Origin of the sequence: Azospirillum agricola, from assembly GCF_017876095.1 — a bacterium.
In the GTDB taxonomy this organism is placed as follows: domain Bacteria; phylum Pseudomonadota; class Alphaproteobacteria; order Azospirillales; family Azospirillaceae; genus Azospirillum; species Azospirillum agricola.
Genome location: NZ_JAGINM010000028.1, coordinates 60,167 through 77,658, shown reverse-complemented (window position 1 = coordinate 77,658; position 17,492 = coordinate 60,167). Strand labels below are relative to the sequence as shown.

Annotated in this window: 8 protein-coding genes; 7 read left to right on the top strand and 1 reads right to left on the bottom strand. The window is 69.8% G+C overall.

Annotated features, from left to right (window positions below):
- Positions 1–358, top strand: a 358-nt coding sequence (locus tag J2847_RS29545) for a transposase (RefSeq protein ID WP_209782323.1), incomplete at its 5' end; no start/stop codon positions are given.
- Here the strand turns inward: J2847_RS29545 and J2847_RS29540 are convergent.
- Positions 304–897, bottom strand: a complete 594-nt coding sequence (locus tag J2847_RS29540) for a hypothetical protein (protein ID WP_209782322.1) — start codon at positions 895–897, stop codon at positions 304–306. The two genes, J2847_RS29545 and J2847_RS29540, sit on opposite strands and share 55 nt — an antisense overlap.
- 1,121 nt (positions 898–2,018) lie before the next feature.
- Here J2847_RS29540 and J2847_RS29535 point away from each other — a divergent pair.
- The 6 genes from J2847_RS29535 to J2847_RS29510 all read left to right on the top strand — a co-directional run bounded on the left by J2847_RS29535 (position 2,019) and on the right by J2847_RS29510 (position 17,281).
- Entirely contained in the window at positions 2,019–4,493 is a 2,475-nt protein-coding gene (locus J2847_RS29535) for a sensor histidine kinase (protein WP_209782321.1), read from the top strand.
- A 20-nt stretch (positions 4,494–4,513) separates the two neighbouring features.
- Positions 4,514–5,203 (top strand): response regulator transcription factor, encoded by a 690-nt coding sequence (locus J2847_RS29530; protein ID WP_209782320.1) that lies wholly within the window; start codon positions 4,514–4,516, stop codon positions 5,201–5,203.
- A gap of 552 nt (positions 5,204–5,755) precedes the next feature.
- Complete coding sequence (locus tag J2847_RS29525; protein WP_209782319.1) at positions 5,756–11,539, top strand: beta strand repeat-containing protein; 5,784 nt, start codon at positions 5,756–5,758, stop codon at positions 11,537–11,539.
- Positions 11,536–13,347, top strand: coding sequence for a ShlB/FhaC/HecB family hemolysin secretion/activation protein (locus J2847_RS29520; RefSeq protein ID WP_209782318.1), 1,812 nt, complete (start codon positions 11,536–11,538; stop codon positions 13,345–13,347). The genes J2847_RS29525 and J2847_RS29520 overlap by 4 nt, the downstream gene beginning before the upstream one ends.
- A gap of 8 nt (positions 13,348–13,355) precedes the next feature.
- The gene (locus J2847_RS29515) at positions 13,356–15,185 is read left to right on the top strand and encodes a tetratricopeptide repeat protein (RefSeq protein ID WP_209782317.1); all 1,830 of its coding nucleotides are present in this window, start codon (positions 13,356–13,358) and stop codon (positions 15,183–15,185) included.
- On the top strand, positions 15,182–17,281 hold the full coding sequence (locus tag J2847_RS29510; RefSeq protein WP_209782316.1) for an O-linked N-acetylglucosamine transferase, SPINDLY family protein: 2,100 nt from the start codon (positions 15,182–15,184) through the stop codon (positions 17,279–17,281). The genes J2847_RS29515 and J2847_RS29510 overlap by 4 nt, the downstream gene beginning before the upstream one ends.
- Positions 17,282–17,492 lie beyond the last annotated feature (211 nt).

The following is a 17,492-nucleotide window of genomic DNA, read 5'->3' as shown; positions in this document are numbered from 1 at the left end:
GCCCAAGGCACTGTACGAAACCATCTACTGCGCCCGCGGCCAGATGGAGAACCGGATCAAGGCGCACAAGCTGCACCTCGCCTCCGACCGGACCTCGTGCAGCAAGGCCACGGCCAACCAGTTCCGCCTGCTGATTCACACCGCCGCCTACTGGCTTATGCACACCTTGCGCGGCTTGGCGCCGAAGGCGTCGTTCTGGCGTGACGCCCAGTTCGACACCCTGCGTCTCGGGCTCATCAAGGTCGCTGGGCGCGTCACCGAGATGGTGACCCGCATCAAGGTCTCCCTCCCGTCCAGCTTCCCCTACCAGGAAAGCCTTGCGATGCTGGCCGCCCGCGCCGCCAAGCTGCCGCCGTGATTGCCGGGGCGACGGGCCCCCGAACAAACCCGTCCCCGCAACCCTCCAACCCCGTCATGTCGCGCTCCTGGCGCCACCCATTGACGCGCCCCCGTCGGCCCGGTCAGAGCGCTCATGAATGATCCGGGGTAGTGAACGAGGAAAAGTTCGATTTGCCGGTCCTGCCAACCCCACAGTCCCGAACAATCGCCGTCGCCCGGACACGCGGCCGGTTTGCCGTTCAGGACGGTTCGACCGTCGTCCGCCGCCAGCAACTGGAAGGAGACGGCGGTGATCCGCCTGTCCTCGTCGGGAGCGGCGACGACCAATTGGAAAGGGACCACCTCGTTGCCCATCCCGAACAGATGGACGCCGTCGTCGCACCAGAGGTCGGCGCGCGACGCGCAAGGCTTGGGTCTTCTGGTCGGCCGGTCCTCCCCGTTCACGTCGTCCTGGAGCACCTTGTCCTCGCCGTAGGTCGCCCACACCCGCACAGGACCGGCCTGCGCCACGGCGGACAAGAGGCACAACGCAACGGCCATGGAAGCCATCAAGCGCATGTCAGGTCATCTCCCTGTCAAGTGTCTGTCGGGGAACCCATCCGCTTCGCCAAGCCGCGCCGGTCCGTCGCACCAAGGCGGGAGGCGATCATTGCAGGCGCGGCGGCGAAGGGCCGCAGGGTGGCGACCATGATGCGGGAGAATATCTCCGACATCCATCCCGCAAATAGTGTGGTCTGAAGAATGAAGATGCCAATGTGGCGAGCGCAAGCAGCGAGATGGCTTCAGGCGGCCATGTGACATTGCGTCGTATCTCGCCGGCAGTCGCCCCCCAGCGTCACGAAAGAGCCGGGCGCGTTCGACACCGCGTTGGGAACGCGCCTCACCCCGGTGGATCCGCCAGACCGGCCGTCATGGGATAATCAGGTGGCGACCACGGCTTCGATATCGATGCCGACCATTGCCGAGCCTCAACGCCGAGTTGTGTGAGCCAACGCGCCGGGAATTGGCAAACCTTCAGCATGTGTAGGCGGATAGGTCCGGTTTGAACCGCCCCATCTTTCCACGTGTCGCTTTCTCCTGAAAAATTTCATTGAAAGCCTTCAGCGTCAAATGAGCCCAACCTGAACGTTCATAGTGGTAAATGACGTTATAAAAGCATATAAGTTCAACAGGTTACAGGCATGAAAGATTTGATCTGCAAATTCTGGTGCGAGGCTGTGAATTGGCCGGGATTCTGACATCAATCGGCACGGGAATGCCCTGTTTGGGAATAAGGCGTTCTCCAGGCACACGCTGTTTCGCACCCGGTCAAGGATCCAACTGCCCCACGCCGCTCGGAATCAGCCCAGCATACGGCCGCTTTTCTTCCATATTTTCCAAGCGATGACGCCTCCTGCAAAGCAATTGCCATGGAAAGATTCGAAATATCTGAAAGATGCGAAAGATTTTGCCGTTGGCACTGACTTTAATCGATGTTGATTTTATGATATTTGCCACAGGATGATGCCGCGAGAGCAGCGCCTGTTCGGACGATGACGAGTTGGCGCCCGGGAGATTGAGAAGCCGTGGGATCCTTGACCGAAGGCGGGTCTGAACACCGAGCCGAGATCAATACCGGGAAGCCACGACCACAAAATGCCGGACCAGGTGATGGAAGGTTTCGCAGGGTGTGGCGGGGGATGACGCAGGATCTCCGCCAAGCGGTCAGGGCAGGCCGCCTGCTGTCGTGTGTTCCGGCTTTGCTGATCCTGCTGTTCGCCGGTGCGGCGGGCGCGTCCCCCGTCCTGGTCGACGGGAGCAGGCGGGTGGATTTGGCGTTCGACGGGGTGCTGAACGATCCCGGCTCCCGAACGACCGTTGCCGACATCCGCGTTGACCCCACGCTGTTCGCCGGCTCCAACCCCTGGTCGGGCCGTGTCAGCCTGGGCTTCACCGCCGACGCGGTGTGGCTGCGCTCCGAGATCGTCGTTCTGCCGGCCGCCGCCGGCCGCTATGTCCTGGTGCTCGACATCCCGAACTTCGAGCGGCTGGAGGTGTGGGGGTCGTGGGTGGAGGCGCCGGTCGCCGTCATGGGCGATGACCATGTCACGGAGCCTTTGCGGGCTTGGCGGCATACGGCGACGTTCGACCTGCCGGCCGGCCGCCACACGCTGTGGTTCCGCGCCATCACCAGTGGTCCCATCGCGGTGCCGCTCGCCCTGTGGCAGCCCGATGCCCTCGCCGTCGCCGAGCAGCCCAGGATCTATGCGCACACGATCCTGACGGCGGTCGCCGCCCTGCTCGGCCTGGGGGCGCTGCTGCTGGCGGCGGTGATGCCCAGCCTGCCGATGCTGCTGTACGCCGGTTCGGCGCTGGCCTCCACCGCCCACATCATGGCGATGAACGGGTTGGACAAGCTGATGTGGGGCGGGCATCTGCCGATCGGCACCAACAACCCCTTCGTCTGGCTGGTCGGCTCCGGACTCTTCGGGATCGCCTTCCTGTTCTCCATGCTGCCCTTGCGACGCCATCCCCGCTGGGTGGTGCCGGTGGCGGGGGTGCCGGTCCTCCTCGGGCTGATCCTGCTGGTGACCTATAATGTTTTCCTCCCGGAAGGGGATTACACGTTCAATCTGTTCGGCCCCCGCAATCTGGCGCTGCTGATCCTGGCGACCGGCGTGGTCGCCAGCGTCCAGTCCCGGTTGATGGGGCACCGGCCGGCGGGCTACATGATCTTCGGCTGGCTGGCGCTGGTGGCCGGCAACGTCGTGGCGGCGCTGCGCAACGCCGGCGCCCTGCCTTTCACCGGATTCGCCTATTTCCTGCCGGTCTACGCGCCCATCGTGGAGATGCTGTTCTTCGCCGCGATGCTGGCGGCGCAGTTGCGCCTGCTGCGGATCGAAAAGGACGAGGCGCAGCGGGCCCTGGTCGTCGCCCTGCGCCGCAACGAGGAGGAACTGGCCGAGCGGGTGGCGGCCCGCACGGCGGATGTCGACCGGGCCAACGCCCTGCTGAGCGCCCGCGAGGCGCAGCTCCGCCAGATCCTGGAGGCGGCGCCGATGCCGATCGTCGTGTTCCAGACGGCCCGCTCGATTCCCCTCTACACCAACCGCCGGATGCGGGAGCTGCTGGTCGGCGGGGAAAACGAGGCCATGCCGGACATCCGGACCATCTATCAGGTCCCGGAGGACGGCGACCGGCTGGCCGCCGCGCTGGACCGCGACGGCTTCGTCGAGAACGCCGAGGTCGCGATGCGGGACGGCGCCGGCAACCAGTTCTGGGCGTTGGCGTCGATGGTCGCCATCGATTACCGCGGCCAGCCGGCGTCGCTGCTGGCCATCAACGACATCAGCCGGCGCCGGCAGCTCGAACAGGAACTGGTCAAGGCGAAGGAGATGGCGGAGGCCGCCGCCGGGCTGGAGCGGGCGGCGCGCGACGCGCAGCGCCAGTTCCTCGCCATGGTCAGCCACGAGTTCCGCACCCCGCTGGCGGTCATCAGCACGGCCACCCAGTTCCTGCAGCTGGAGGCCGAAGCGGACCCGGCGCGCGAACCGCGGCTGGCCCGCATCCGGCGGGCCGTCAGCCATATGAACGGGATGATCGACGCCTGCCTGCTCGACGACCGGATCGAGGGCGCCGGCCTGCTGCTGCGCACCAGCCTGCTCGATCCGGTCTTCCTGGTGTGCAAGGCCGTCGACGCGGCGAAGGCGGCGGCCCCCCAGCACGTCTTCACGACCGTCACCGAAACCCTCCCGAAGACGGCCGGCGACGGGCAGCTTCTCGGCATGGCCCTGTCCAACCTGATGGAGAACGCGGTCAAGTACTCCCCGCCGGGCAGCGCCATCGAGGTCACGCTGAAGCGGAGCGGGGACGACGCGGTGGTCACGGTCGCCGACCGGGGACAGGGCGTTCCGGCCGATGAATGCGGCCGCGTCTTCGAGAAATACTACCGCTGTTCCAACGTGGAGGGGGTGCCGGGAGCCGGACTCGGGCTTTACCTGACCCGCCACATCGTGACGGCCCATGGCGGCACGGTCGGCATCAGGAACAGGCCCGAGGGCGGCGCCGTGTTCACCATCCGCCTGCCGTTGCAGAGCATGATCGAAGCGGACGACCGTGCCGTTCCCCTCCTCGAAAGCGGGCTGGATGGCCCGGCCTGGAACGGTGCGGCATGACGGACGGGAAGAACGGAGAGATGACGATGATTCCGGACGTGCTGATCGTGGAGGATCATGCGGACCTGTGCGAGGAGGTCGTCGCCTATCTTCAGGCGCGCGGCATGACGGTGCGGGCCGCCGCGAACGGCCGTGCGATGGACGAGGCGCTGGCGGTCCGGCAACCCGACGTGATCCTGCTCGACCTCGGGCTGCCGAAGGAGGACGGCGTGCTGATCGCGCGACGGCTGATGGCCGCCGGCAGAACCGGGATCATCATGATCACCGCACGCGGCCGGGTCGAGGACCGCATCCTCGGCCTGAACGCCGGGGCGGACATCTATCTGACCAAGCCGCTGGACATGCGCGAGCTGGAAGCCGCCATCGGCTCGGTCATGCGCCGCTGGGCGGGAGCGCGGGAACAGGCGGATGCCTCCGCCCCCGTCCGCTCCTGGCAGTTGGACACCGCGCGCTGGCGGTTGGTTGCGCCCGGAGGCGGCGGGGTTTCCCTCAGCGGAGCGGAGTTCCGTCTGCTGTCGCTGTTCTTCGAGACGCCGGACGCCGTCGTCGACCGCCAGACGCTGGCCGACCATCTGGAGATGGACCCCCGCGGCCTGGATCTCCTGATGCATCGCCTGCGGCGGAAGGTCGAGCTGGAGACGGGCGAAGTGCTGCCGCTGCGCACGGTGCGCGGCCGCGGCTACGCCTTCGTGGTGCCGGTTCAAATCTGACGATCACGGCGGCAGGCCGCGCCGTGACCGGGACCGGCGGCGGTTCGTCGACCGGCCGGGCAACCCGACACCCCGGCCCGGATGTCCGGATCCCCCCGTCGCCGTCGGCTTGTCCGTGTCGATGGTCGGATGGAACGCCGGGAATCACAAAATTCGAAAGGCTCCCTGACCACCGTGCATCGCGGGCACCAGGAAGATCAGAATACAGATTTTGCGAATTACTCAGCTCCATAGACAACCCCACAATAAAATCTTAATGAAAGATTGGAAACATAAGAAAGATTCGAAAGATATGACAGGCTTTACTTCCAGTGATGTTTGATTTAATTGGTGATATGACCTTGAGCGCTGTTGTATGTTGACCTTGTGAGATCAGCGCCTGACGGAATGCCGACGCATCGGCGCTCCGGACAGGGCGTCTCGATCACCGAATCGACAATTTATGCCTGCGCCCGCCCTTCGCGGCGGGCGGGGATCGGGTGCTGCTGCCAGCCTGTGGCGGCCGGCGAAGCCGGGATTTTGCGGAAAGGTGCGTGAGCGATGGGTGTAGGAATGTTCCGGGCGATTCTGCTGTCGACGGCCGCCATGCTTCCCGTGACCATGGGGCTGGCCCAGGCGCAAACCCCCATGCTGCCGGTCGACGGCGCCTTCGCCGCGGGTGCCGGCCGCATCGGCCAGTCCGGCGCGGTGATGACCATCGACCAGACGACGGCGCGCGGCGTCATCAACTGGAAGGACTTCTCGATCGGCCAGGGCGGCACGGTCCAGGTCAACAACGGCGCCGGCGCGACGCTGAACCGGGTCACCGGCGGCAACCTGTCGCAGATCCTCGGCACGCTGAAGGCCACCGGCTCGCTCTATCTGGTCAACCCGCAGGGCGTGGTGATCGGCGAGAGCGGCGTGGTGGTGACCGGCGGCAGCTTCGTCGCCTCGACGCTGGACGTGGTGAACGAGCATTTCATGGCCGGCGGCAGCCTGCTGTTCAAGGGAGAGAGCGGCGGCAGCGTCACCAACCTCGGCAAGATCAGTTCGACCGGCGGCGACGTGGTGCTGATCGCCCGCAACGTGGTCAACAAGGGACAGGTCAGCGCGCCCAGGGGAACGGCGGCGCTGGCGTCCGGCACCGAGGTTCTGCTGAGCGAGGGCGGTGCCGACGGCGAGCGCGTGCTGGTGCGGGTCGGCACCGCCGGCGGCTCGGTGGAGACCTCCGGGCTGGTCGAGGCGGCGACGGCGGAGCTGAAGGCGGCGGGCGGCAACGTCTACGCGCTGGCCGGCAACAACGGCGGGCTGATCCGCGCCACCGGGGTGGAGACGCGCGGCGGCCGGGTGGTGCTGTCGGCGGCGGGCGGCAACGTCAGCACCGCCGGCACGGTGGAGGCGAAGACCGCCGCCGGCGACGGCGGGCGCATCGAGGTGACGGCGTCCGCCGCGGCGGACGTCGGCGGACTGGTGATGCACACCGGCACGCTGGCGGCCGACGGGGGGCGCGGCGGTTCGGTGACGGTGCGCGGCAACCGGGTGTCGAACCAGGGGCGGGTGTCGGCGAACGGCAGCGCCGGGGCGGGCGGCACGGTGGCGGTCGCGTTCGGCAAGGCCTACGTCGCGCCGTCCAATTCCACCCTGTCGGCGCGCGGCACCAGCCGCGGCGGCGCGGTGTCGATCGCCGGTACCCAGTCGGACTCCACCCTGTTCTCGTCGGGCCGGCACGATGCGGTGGGCGGCGAGACCGGCGGCTCGGTCGATCTGTTCGCCGGGGCGATCACGCTGGTGGACGCCACGGCCGACGCCTCGGGCGGCGACAAGGGCGGGTCGATCCGCGTCGGCGGCGACTACCAGGGTTCGGGCGCCATGCCGAAGGCGGCGACCACCCGGATCAGCCCGACGACGGCACTGCGGGCCGACGCCACGGGCGTGGCGGGCGACGGCGGGCGGATCATCGTGTGGTCGGAGAGCGCCACCGATTATTACGGCAGCGCCTCGGCGCGGGCCGGCGCGCGGGGCGGCGACGGCGGGCTGATCGAGGTGTCGTCGCACGACACGCTGACCTTCGCGGGGATGGGCGACGCCTCCGCCCCCTACGGCATCGCCGGCTCGCTGCTGCTCGACCCCAAGAACATCGTCGTCAGCACCACGGCGGCGGGCCTTCCCCTTTTCCAGATCAACGACCCCAACCCCAACGCCGGCAATGACTTCGGCTACCTCACCAAGGCCCTGTCCAACGGCAACGTCGTCGTGGGGGCGAAGGGCGACGATTTCGCCGGAACCAACGCCGGCGCGATCTATCTCTACAACGGCTTGACCGGGGCGCTGATCAGCACGCTGACCGGCGCCGCCGCCGGCGACGCGATCGGCAACAGCACCGAGCAGGTCGTGACGCTGTCCAACGGCAATTTCCTCGTCTACAAGGCCAGCTGGAAAAACGGCACGGTTTCCAAAGCCGGCTTCGTGACCTGGGGCAGCGGCGTGACGGGCGTTGGCGGCGTCGTGTCCGCCGCCAACAGCCTGGTCGGGACGGCGACCGACGAGATGATCGGAACCACCGTCCTGGCGCTCGGCAACGGCAACTATGTGGTCCAGTCCAACGGATGGTCGGGCGGGCGGGGGGCAGCCACCTGGGTCGACGGCACGGTCGGCATCACCGGTACGGTGTCCAGCGCCAACAGCCTTGTCGGCAGCACTCCGAACGACAGCGTCGGCTTCTATGTCGACCAGCTCGCCAACGGCAATTACGTGGTGCGCAGCCCGTCATGGAACAACGGAACCGCAACCCTTGCGGGTGCGGTGACCTGGGGCAACGGCACGGCCGGGGTGACCGGCTTGGTGTCGTCCAGCAACAGTCTGGTGGGAGCCTCCGCCGGCGACAGGGTCGGCTACAATCAAACAAAGCAGCTGAGCAATGGCCATTACGTGGTGTCATCCACCTACTGGACCAACGGCGCCGCCGCTTCGGCGGGTGCGGTGACCTGGGGCGACGGCACGGCCGGGGTGACCGGCGTGGTGTCGTCCAGCAACAGTCTGGTGGGGTCGTCCACCGGCGACAGGGTCGGCGATGTCGTGCCCCTGGCCAACGGCAACTATCTGGTTCGGTCCTCCGGCTGGAACAGCGGCACCGCGACTTTCGCAGGCATGATGGCCTGGGGCGACGGCACGGCCGGGGTGACCGGCGTGGTTTCGTCGAGCAACAGTCTGGTGGGATCGTCCGCCAACGACCTGATCGGGCAGAGCTTTGTGTTGTTGGGAAACGGGAACTATGTGCTCACCAACCCGCAATGGAGCAACGGCACCGCGACCTCGGCGGGCGCGCTCACCTGGGGCGATGGCACCACCGGGGTGTCCGGCACGATCTCGGCGGCCAACAGCCTGGTTGGGACAGCCGCCGGCGAGTTGGTCGGCGCTTCCGTCCAGATCCTGACCAACGGCAACTATGTGATCGGAAGCCCAGGCTGGGCCAACGGCACCGCGACCTCTGCCGGCGCGGTGACCTGGAGCAGCGGCACGGCTGCGGTGACCGGCACGATCTCGGCGGCCAACAGTTGGGTGGGGAGCGCCGCAAAGGATGGCTTCGGAAGCGCCATTTATGCCCTGTCGAACGGCAATTATCTGGTGGCCGCCCCCAACTGGTCGAATGGCACGGCGTCCTATGCCGGCCTGATCGCGTGGGGCGACGGCACGGTCGGGGCGACCGGCGTGATCTCACCCGCCAACAGCCTGGTGGGAAGCAAGGCGTGGGATAACCTCGGCGATACTGTGTACGCGCCGGTGACCACCCTCGCCAACGGGGCTTACCTGATCTCCGCGAAGCGCTGGGCGAACGGCACGGCGACCTCGGCGGGGGCGGTGTTCTGGGGCAGCGGAACCGGGCCGGTCTCCGGCACCCTGTCGTCGAGCAACAGCCTCGTCGGCTCCTCCCCCAACGACAAAGTCGGCGACAGCAACATCTTGGTGCTCGCAAACGGCAATTATCTCGTCAGGAGCCCTTCCTGGCGGAACGGCACGGCGACGTCGGCGGGGGCGGTGACCTGGGGCAGCGCCTCTGCCGGCGTCACCGGGGTGGTGTCGTCCAGCAACAGCCTGGTCGGCTCCTCCACCAACGACAAGGTCGGCGGTGACTACAAGCTTCTGGCCAACGGCAACTATCTGGTGGTGTCCTCGGGATGGAGCAACGGCACGGCGGCGTCGGCGGGTGCGCTGACTTGGGGCAACGGCACCGCCGGGGTCACCGGGGTGGTGTCGTCCAGCAACAGTCTGGCCGGTTCCTCCGCCAACGACAAGGTCGGGCAAACCTTCACCACTCTCCCGAACGGCAATTATCTGGTCCAGTCCCTGGGATGGAGCAACGGCACGGCGACGTCGGCGGGTGCGGTGACCTGGGGCAGCGGCACCGCCGGGGTCACCGGCGTGGTTTCGTCCAGCAACAGTCTGGTCGGCAGTTCGTCCAATGACGGCATCGGCACCTCCATCACCGTGCTCTCCGATGGCAACTATCTGGTCGGCAGCTACAATTGGTCCAACGGCACGCTGACGAAAGCGGGTGCGCTGACCTGGGGCGATGGAACGGCCGGCGTGACCGGTGCGATCTCGTCGGCCAACAGCCTCCTCGGAACCCAGGCCGGCGGCCAGGTCGGCTACGGTTACGGAGTCGTCACCACCCACGGCACGGTGTTCCTCCCGGCGTACCGTGACGGTGTCGGCGGGCGGATCTATGTGATGCTGCCGGCGACGACGGCGACGCTGGGCTACAACATGAGCCCCGACCAGTCGGTGACCATCGACCCGTCGCGCATCACCAGCGTGCTCAACACCGGCACCGCCGTGATCCTGCAGGCGAACAACGACATCACCGTCAACAACGCGATCACGGCGAACAACCTGCTCGGCATGGGCGGGGCGCTGACGCTCCAGGCCGGCCGCTCGATCCTGCTCAACGCCGACATCACCACCGACGACGGCGACCTGACGCTGATCGCCAACGATCTGCTGGCCAGCGGCGTCATCGATTCCCAGCGTGAGACCGGGGACGCCGCCATCACCATGGCCGGCGGCACCACGCTGAACGCCGGGACCGGCGCCGTGTCGATCGAACTGCGCGCCGGCACCGGCAAGACCAACAGCGCGTCGGGCAACATCACGCTGGATACCGTCACCGCCAGCACGATCAGCGTCCTCAACCAGGGGCCGACCGCCGGCAGCGGCATCGTGCTGAACGGCGGCGCCCTGACCGCGTCGGGCATCGGCAACGCGCTGGTGCTGGCCGCCGACAACGGCGTCTTCAACAACGCCGGTCCGGCGACGCTCAGCGCCGCCAGCGGACGCTTTCTGATCTATTCCGCCGACGAGGCCACGACCACCCTGGGCGGCCTGACGGCGGGCGTGATCACCGGCCAGACCTACGCAACCTACGCCCCGGCCTCGGTCACCGAAACCGGCGATCAGGTGATCTACGGCCCCGTCGCGTCGCCGCCCCCGCCGCCCCCGCCTCCACCTCCGCCCCCGCCCCCGCCCCCGCCGCCTCCGCCTCCGGTGACGCCGCCGGTGGTGGTCTCCCCGCCGGTCGAACCGCCGGTCGTCGTCTCGCCGCCGGTGGTGGTGTCTCCCCCCGTGGTGGTCTCCCCGCCGGTGGTCGAGCCGCCGGTCGTCGTGTCGCCGCCCGTGGTGGTGTCTCCCCCCGTGGTGGTGTCTCCTCCCGTGGTGGTGACGCCGCCGGTGGTGGTGTCTCCCCCCGTGGTGGTCTCCCCGCCGACCGTTCCGCCGGTCGTCGTCTCGCCGCCCGTGGTGGTGGCGCCGCCGGCCCCGCCGGTCCCGCCGGTCCCGCCGACCATCGTCACGGTGCCGACGACGACGGTCATCGGCGGCACCGCCGCCGTCGGCACGACCTCTCCCGGCACCGCCAGCGGCGGCGTGATCGTCGCCCCGGCGACCTCCTTCGTGAGCGCCGCGCCGTCCCCCACCGCCCCGGCCTCGGGAGCGTCGGGGTCCGGCGCCCGCGCCGAAGGCCGGACCGAGGGCGGAATCGTCACCGTCCAGGTGGCGCCGGCCTCCACCACCAGCGGCGGCGCGACCAGCGCCCCGGCCGGCCGGGTCGAGGCGTCGGTCAGCGCCGGCGGCTTCCAGGTCGTCTACAGCCAGCCGGCCGCCAACAGCGTGCCGGGCGGCGGCCCGAACGTCTCCCCCGGCGGCGGCTCCGCCCGGACCGTCGGCGAGGGCGGCGGCGCCATGGCCGGCGCGTCGAGCTTCTCCACCTTCCGGGCCGACGAGCGGCCCGCCCTTTCCATCGTTGCCGACGGCGACGCCTCCGCCACCTCCGGGCAAGCCGCCGACGAGAAGACCGTCCAATGATCCGCTCGCCTCTCCTCACGCCGGCCGCGAAGCCGGCCCTCGCCACCGCCTCCGTCTCCGTCCTGGCGCTCCTGCTCGGCCTGTCCGCCGGCCCGGCGGGCGCCCAGGACTGGGAGCGCGTGGCGCCCAAGGAACTGCCGCCCAACCCGCCGGCCGAAGCCCCCGCCCTGCCGGCGCCGGGTCCGGCCCTGCCGCCCGGCGACCAGCTCGTCACCCCGGCGCTGAAGGGGCTGCTCTTCGTGCCCGGCGGCGCCATGGTCAAGCGCGGCGGCACCGATGTCGGCGGCGTCGCGTCCGTCGGGCTCGACCTGCTCGACGACCCGGCCTTCCGCGCGCTGCTGGAGCCTTATCTCGGCAAGCCGCTGACCTTCGACGGCCTGAACGCGATCAGCCGCGCCACCGTCCTGTGGTTCCGCGAGCACGACCGCCCGCTGGTCGACGTCGTCGTGCCCGAGCAGGACGTGACGTCCGGCAGCGTCCAGATCGCCGTCGTCGAGTTCCGCGTCGGCTCGGTCGCCGCCGAGGGCAACCAGTGGTTCAGCGACGGGCTGCTGCTGTCCCAGGTGCGCGCCAAGCCCGGCGACCGCATCCGCGCCAGCGAGCTGCTGGACGACATCGACTGGCTGAACCGCAATCCGTTCCGCCACACCGACCTCGTCTACCAGCGCGGGCAGGAGGCCGGCACCAGCGACGTCGTGCTGCGCACCGCCGACCGCGTGCCGGTCCGCGTCTTCGCCGGCTACGAGAACACCGGCACCGCCGCCACCGGCCGCGACCGCCTGTTCGCCGGTTTCAACTGGGGCAACGCCTTCCTCGCGGACCAGCAGATCTCCTACCAGCTCTCGGTCAGCCCCGACACGCTGGACCGCGGCCTGCGCGGTCCCAGCGGCGACCCGCGCTCGGTCACCCACGCCGGAAGCTGGTCGATCCCGCTGCCCTGGCGCCACACGCTGACCTTCTTCGGCAGTTACACCGAGACGCGCCCCGATCTGGGCAGCGGCTTCGACCAGACCGGGCGCTCGTCGCAGCTTTCGGCGCGCTACGCGGTGCCGCTGCCCAAATGGACGCTCGACGCCGGCACGCTGCGCCAGGGCGTCCAGGTCGGGGTGGACTGGAAGCGGTCGAACAACAACCTCGATTTCGGCGGAACCTCGGTGTTCCGCAGCAGCACCGACATCGCCCAGGCGGTGGCCGCCTACGACGCCTCGCTGGCCGATGGCTGGGGGGCGACGGCGCTCAACGCCAGCCTGGTCTACAGCCCCGGCGGCATCGGCGGCCACAACAGCGACGACGTGTTCCGCACCAGCCGGGCCGGGGCCGACGCGCGCTACGGCTACGCGCGGGTCGGGCTCGACCGGGTGACCAGGCTGCCGGAGGATCTCTCCTGGATCGTCCGGGCGCAGGGCCAGATCTCCAGCGCCAACCTGCTGTCGTCGGAGCAGCTCAGCCTGGGCGGCAGCGCCAGCGTGCGCGGCTACGCGGAGTCGGAGGTTCTGGGCGACCAGGGCATCCTGCTGTCGACCGAGCTGCGCTCGCCCGAGGTCAGCCTCGCCCGCCTGTTCGGCGAGCGCGACCTGGGGGACAGCCTGCAGGGGCTGGTGTTCGCCGACTACGGCGTGGTCAGCCAGCGCCACCGCGTGGCCGGCGACGACCGCCACACCGTGCTGGCCAGCGTCGGGCCGGGGCTGCGCTACAGCCTGCCGCCTTACGCGACGCTGAAGCTCGACTGGGGCTTCCAACTGCGCGACACCAACAGCGGCGAGAACCGCTTCGGGCGGCCGCACATCGCGCTGTCCCTGGCCTATTGAGGCGTTCCATGCCCACCATTCCCCCTCCCCGGCCGATTCCCATCGAGGAGGCCGCGGCCCTGGCGGCGCTCCACCACCGCGAGGGCCGGCTGGAGGAGGCGCTCGCCCTCTACGGTCCCCTGCAGGCGGCGCGGCCGACCGATCCCACGGCCAACGCCCTGCTCGGCACCGTGCTGGCACAGCTCGACCGGCCGGAGGAGGCGGTCGCCTTCCTGCGCCAAGCCGCCCGGCTGGCGCCCGACGAGATGGAGACGCTGAACAACCTCGCTTTGGCCCTGGGGGCGAGCGGGCGGACGCGCGAGGCCGCCGACGCCTGGAACCAGCTCGGCACCCTGCTCTACACGCGGCGCCGCCACGAGCAGGCCATGGGCGTGTTCGAGACGGCGCTGTCGGTGTTCCCCAGCCATCTCGGCGCGGCGGCCAACCTCGGCGCGACGCTGCAGGCGCTGGGCCGCCACGCCGAGGCGGTCGACCGGCTGGACGCCCTGCTGGCCGGCAGCCCGGAGGAGGCCGAGGCGCACAACAACCTCGGCAACGCCCAGATGGGGGCCGGCGACGTCGAGGCGGCAATCGTCAGCTACCGCCGGGCCATCGCGCTGCGGCTCGATTATTTCGAGGCCTACAGCAACCTCGGCCTCGCGCTGGCCGAGCGGCGGCCGGGGGATGCTCCCATGGAGGGCGGCACGGCGCCGGAGGCGGCGGCCGATCTTCCCTCCGGCGAGGATGTGGCCGGCACGCTGGTCAACCTCGGCAACGCGCGGGGCGGCCTCGACCCGACGCTCGGCGTGCGCGAGTGCTACGAGAAGGCGCTGGAGCTGCGCCCGGACTTCCCGCCCGCCCACTGGAATCTCGGCCTGTGCCTGCTGCTGAACGGCGACTTCGCCCAGGGCTGGAAGGAGTACGAGTGGCGGTGGCGCTGGAGCGGTTTCGGCGAGGAGAACCGCCCCTTCGCCCAGCCGGTCTGGCAGGGCGAGCCGCCGCTGGCCGTGGGCGGCACCCTGCTGGTGACGGCGGAGCAGGGGCTGGGCGACACCCTGCAGTTCGCCCGCTACCTGCCGCTGCTGGTGGAGCGCGGCTTCGACGTGGTGTTCGAGGTGCAGGTTCCGGTGTTCACGCTGCTGTGGCACAGCCTGGGCCGCCACGGCGTGCGGGTGGTGCCGCGCGCGGAGACGCCCGCCCGTGTCCACGACGACCTTCCCTTCACCCGGCACGTGCCGCTGATGAGCCTGCCCGAGCGCTTCGGCACGCGGCTGGAGACCATCCCGGACACGACCCCCTACCTGTTCGCCGAGCCGACCCGGAAGGCCCTGTGGGCCAGGCGCCTCGACGCCGCCGCCGGCCTGCGCCGCAAGGTCGGCATCGCCTGGAAGGGGCGTCCGCTCCACGCCCGCGACCGCGAGCGCTCGATCCCGGCGGCGGTTCTGGCGCCGCTGCTGACGGTGGCCGACACCCAGTTCTTCGCGGTGCAGAAGCACGAGAGCGGAACGGCCGACACGCCCACCGGCGTGATCCCGCTGGACGGTCTGCTGCATGATTTTTCCGAGACGGCGGCGGTCGTCGCCAACCTCGATCTCGTCATCACCGTCGACACGTCGGTCGCCCATCTGGCCGGCGCCATGGGGGTGCCGGTGTGGGTGATGCTGCCCTTCAGCCCGGACTGGCGCTGGCTGCTCGACCGCGACGACAGCCCCTGGTATCCGACCATGACCCTGTTCCGCCAGCGCCGGGCCGGCGACTGGGACGGCGTGGTGGCCGAGATCGCCCACTGCCTGTCCGACACCGGAAGACACACGAGCATCGGCCAGGGCATCGGCCAGGGCATCGGAGAAAGCGCATGACGCGGGACATGTTGGCCGAAGCCGCCCATTGCCTGGCCGCGGGCGAGTTGAACCGGGCGCGGGCGCTGGCCGAAGCGGTGCTGGCCCAGGCGTCGGGCGATCCCGAAGCGCTGTTCGTCCTGGGCAGCGCCCGCGCGCTGTCCGGCGCGCCGGCCGAGGCGGTGCCGCTGTTCCGGCACAGCATCGCCACCGGCGGGGCGACGCCCGAGCGCCTGTACAATCTCGGTCTGGCGCAGCACCAGACCGGCGACCTGGAGGGGGCCGAGCGCAGCTTCTTCGCCGCCATCCTGCGTGCGCCGCGCTTCGCCGGCGCCTACCAGAGCCTCGGCGTGACCCTGGCGGCGCGCGGCAACGGCGAGGACGCCGCCGCTGCCTTCCGCCGCGCGGTGGAGGAGCAGCCGGACTGGATCGAAGCCCATCTCAACCTCGCCGCGGTGGTGGCCAACGGCCGCCAGCCGCAGGCGGCCTTCGCCATCTACCGCGACCTGCTGGCCCGCCACCCGCGGAACGGCCATATCCTGTTCCTCACCGGCACCGCCGCGCTGAACGCCGACTTCCTGGAGGAGGCCGACCGGCTGCTGCGCCAGGCGCTGCTGCGCACCCCGCGGGATCCCGGCACCATGAACAATCTGGGGCTGGCGCTGGCGCGGATGGGGCGCGTCGGCGAGGCGGTGCATATGTTCCGCCAAGCCGTGGCCGTCAAGTCCGACTATGTCGAGGCGTGGTTCGGGCTGGCCGCCGCCCTGGACGCCCAGGGGGATTCGCAGGCGGCGCTGGAGGCCTACCGCAAGGTGGCGGAGCTTCGGCCGGACGACCCCGGCACCGACAGCAACCGGCTGATGATGCTGAACTACCGCGAGACGCTGTCGCCGGCGGAGCTTCACGCCGCGCACCGCCGCTGGGGCGAGCGGGTGGAGGGCGCGCTGGCGCCCGCCCTGGCCGCCGATCCCCGGCCGGTCTTGCGGCCCCTGGCCGGACGGCGCCTGCGCATCGGCTACGTCTCCCCGGATTTCCGGCTGCATTCGGTGGCGATGTTCCTGCTGCCGCTGCTGGAATCCCACGACCGGACTCGGGTCGAGCTGTTCGCCTACTCCAACGTCGAACTGCCCGACGTGATCACCGACCATGTCCGACGCTCGGTGGACGGCTGGCGCGACATCCAGGGGATGACGGACGACGCGGCGGCGGCGCAGGTGCGGGCGGACGGCATCGACGTGCTGGTGGACCTGACCGGCCACACGGCGCACAACCGGTTGGGCGTCTTCGCCCGCCAGCCGGCGCCGCTGCAGGTGTCCTGGCTCGGCTACCCGGCGACGACCGGGCTGGCGGCGGTCGACGCCCGCTTCACCGACGCCATCGCCGACCCGCCGGGTGTGAGCGACGATCACCAAGCCGAGCGGCTGGTGCGGTTGGAGGGCGGGTTCCTGTGCTACCGCCCGCTGGGGCCGACGCCCGACCCGGCGCCGCCGCCCTGCCTGGAGAACGGCTTCGTCACCTTCGGGTCGTTCAACACGCTGAACAAGCTTAACCCGGAGGTGGCGGCCCTGTGGGCGCGGGTTCTCGACGCCGTGCCGGACAGCCGGCTGCTGCTGAAGGCCGGGCCGCTGGCCGACGGCTCGGTGCGCAAGCGGGTGCTGGCGCTGTTCGCGTCCCACGGCATCGCCGCCGGCCGGATCGACCTGCGGGCGCGGGTTCCCGACAATGACGGGCACCTGAAGGCCTATGGCTGGATGGACGTGGCGCTCGACCCCTTCCCCTACAACGGGACGACGACGAGCTGCGAGGCGCTGTGGATGGGCGTGCCGCTGCTGACGCTGCCGGGCGACCGCCACGCCGCCCGCGTCGGCGCCTCCCTGCTGACCGCCGCCGGCCTGCCGGATCTGATCGCGGCGGACGCGGACGACTTCGTGCGCAGGGCCGCCGCCCTGGCCGCCAATCCAGACCGCCTCGCCACCGACCGCCGGACGCTGCGCCCGCGGCTTCAGGCGTCGCGCCTGTGCGACGCCACCGCTTTCGCGCGCTCGTTCGAAGACCGATGCTTCGCCCTGGTGGAATCCCGTGGAACGGAAAAGGGCGTTTTCAGCACGGCGCTGTAAAGCGGAGTCGGGGTGTTACGGAAAATTCACTTTTGCAACCACCTCAGGCAGCGGCGCATCGCTCTCCTACAGGGTTGCGCCGGGTTGTCGATAATCATAGGTGCTGAAACCGACCTGACGGTCTTTCCACCGATCCAGGGTGGAGGCGACGGACCACTCGCTACGCGGTTTCCGCGTCTCGCACCAGCCCCTGCTCCTTGGCGCGGTCGAT